The organism is Aeromonas sp. R5-1 (genome assembly GCF_040908265.1).
GTDB classification, from domain to species: Bacteria; Pseudomonadota; Gammaproteobacteria; order Enterobacterales; family Aeromonadaceae; genus Aeromonas; species Aeromonas caviae.
Genome location: NZ_JBFODJ010000115.1, coordinates 1 through 2,396, shown reverse-complemented (window position 1 = coordinate 2,396; position 2,396 = coordinate 1). Strand labels below are relative to the sequence as shown.

2 protein-coding genes are annotated in these 2,396 nt (G+C 41.9%); one reads left to right on the top strand and one right to left on the bottom strand.

From position 1 onward, the window contains the following. Nucleotides 1-74: 74 nt before the first annotated feature. Nucleotides 75-1,004, bottom strand: coding sequence for a hypothetical protein (locus AB5Y64_RS16180; RefSeq protein ID WP_368204224.1), 930 nt, complete (start codon nt 1,002-1,004; stop codon nt 75-77). A gap of 243 nt (nt 1,005-1,247) precedes the next feature. On the opposite strand from AB5Y64_RS16180, the gene AB5Y64_RS16175 reads away from it, so the two are divergent. After that, complete coding sequence (locus AB5Y64_RS16175; protein ID WP_053288160.1) at nt 1,248-2,375, top strand: ISAs1-like element ISKpn9 family transposase; 1,128 nt, start codon at nt 1,248-1,250, stop codon at nt 2,373-2,375. Nucleotides 2,376-2,396 lie beyond the last annotated feature (21 nt).

Genomic DNA, 2,396 nt, shown 5'->3' with positions numbered 1-2,396 from the left:
GGGTGTGGCTTGTTTTGTTTAGCGACTAATCAGATCGCACAAACTGGACTGAGTTCCCTTCCTCCGGTGATCTACTATTCGGAACAGCTATTTAGAGATTCCTTTCTTCCCGCAGAATAGCGTTTTTCTGCTGCATGAATAGTGGAGTTTGTTATTTCAGTTTGGCCTTGTGACTCGCTAAAACAAGTATTTACGAACAATATCGCATCACGGGGACGTAGTAAGGTTCTGTCTAATATGTAATCTGAGGATGTTACTTTATCTATGCGACTAGGAAACACATCAGAAAATAACACTTCTGAGTTGGTGTATTTATTTTTAAGTAACGCATTTATTCGTGCATCCAACATGGCTGTTAATTGCTCTTTCGACCATGATAATGGTAAGAAAAGATTACTGTATTTTTCTCTTTGAAATCCTGAGTCTCTAGTTTTTTCTAAAACTCTATCAAGTAAATCTGTACGTAAAGTTATTACTATTTTTACAGTCTCAATTTTTCTGAATTTTCGGATGGTTTCAATTAAGGCGCGAATTAATTTGTAGCGGAGGTCATCTTCAACCCAGTTTTCATCTAGTCGGTCAATAAGAATATAAGTCTTTCTTTGTGGGTCAGTGAATATGTCTTCGGCTAATAAATTAACGATTTTTGCGAGTTTCTCAATTTGAACACTATTGACAACACTTTTGCCATAATAAACCACTTCAGATATTTGTTCTTCACTTAACTGTTGTTTTCCTGATAAATTGAATTTTATTTCTGATAATCCCGCATTGATAGATGATGCTAGAGAATTTTCTAATTTCTCGGTGAACTCTCTAATTCTTGTTTCAGTGTCAAGCCAGAATTTATCCCCCCAATCTTCAATGTATTTTAGTGCTTGTTGTTTTTTTCTATCTCCAGATATCAATCTTGAAATAGATTCAAAGAAATTTACTTTAGCAGATGGTGTGTCTATGTTGTATTTGTGTTTTATTAGCTCAACTGCAAAGGTATGTTGCCACAACAGGCTGTAAAATATGTCTAAGTTGACACCGAGATCCTCAAAGAATGTAAGTATGTTTGAATTTGATATGTGTTTTAATGCTAGTTCATCAGGTTCAATTCTAATGACCAGGGCCGACGCATGATCATTCTCTGCACAAGTTGATCAAGTCTCGATCAGTTGAACGGCTCCAAGTACGATTTTAATTGTACCTTGCGTTGCCAAGCTGTAAATAGTCGAGATCTTAACCAACTGTTTATTATTATGGCCCAGAAGTCTTTGCTCGACTACCTTGAATCAATCCCAGACCCACGCAATCAGGCCAAGTGCTCACATATCTTGTCAGAGGTTGTTTTCATGGCCATTTGCGCCATGATGTGCGGTTTTGATACTTGGAGCGAGATTACCTTGTTTGCTCAAGAGCGAGAGCCATGGTTCCGGCGCTGGCTGCGCTTGCCTGGCGGCATTCCATCACACGATACATTCAACCGCATCTTTGCCACTCTGCCTCCCGCCAGTCTGAAATCCATTTTTCAAGCGTGGATCGGCGACATCATGGGCGATGAAAAACTGGTTGGCCAACTAGCGGTTGATGGTAAAGCTCTTCGTGCTACCGCTAAAGGGCGAGGAGCCAACGTTGTTCATATGGTCAATGTCTGGTCAACTGAGCTGGGAATGTGTGTTGGCCAGCAAAAAGTCGCTGACAAATCTAACGAGATCACGGCAATACCTGAGCTACTCCAACTTCTTGAATTAAAAGGGTGTTTGGTCAGTATTGATGCAATGGGTACACAGGTCAAAATTGCTGACACCATCCTCAAGAAGTCGGGGGATTACCTGCTTGCGGTGAAAGACAACCAACCTAGCCTCAATACTGAAGTAAAAGAACAGTTCCAAGCGTATTGGGATAAGAATGAAAGCGATGTTTCGGGGCACGGCTTTACTGAACAATTTGACTCAGAACATGGGCGAAAAGAGCATCGACGTTGTTGGGTTCTGGTGGTTGATGAAAGCATGCCAGTTTGCCAGCAGTGGAAAGCGAAGACGATCATAGCCGTGCAGGCTGAGCGAATTGAAAATGGCAAAGGCTATGATTTCGTGAGATTTTATATAAGTAGCCGAGCGTTGGATGCCACCTCAGCGCTGAAGGCAACCCGAGCGCACTGGTCGGTAGAAAATCTGCTGCACTGGACTTTAGATATTGCGTTCGGAGAGGATCAACTTCAGGCCAGAGCGGGCTTCGCTGGGGAAAACTTAGCGGTCATCAGGCAGTGGATACTGAACATGCTGAAGCAAAACAAATCACGTAATCTAAGCATGGCCAACAAGCGCAGGCTCTGCTGTCTGAATGAACAATATTTGTTCGAATGTATGGGGTTGTTCAAAGTATAAACACTGATGCGTCAGCCCTGT

Excerpts from the sequence above, each read along its gene's own strand:
- AB5Y64_RS16175 (WP_053288160.1), top strand. The coding sequence starts at position 1,248 with ATGGCCCAGAAGTCTTTGCTCGACTACCTTGAATCAATCCCAGACCCA.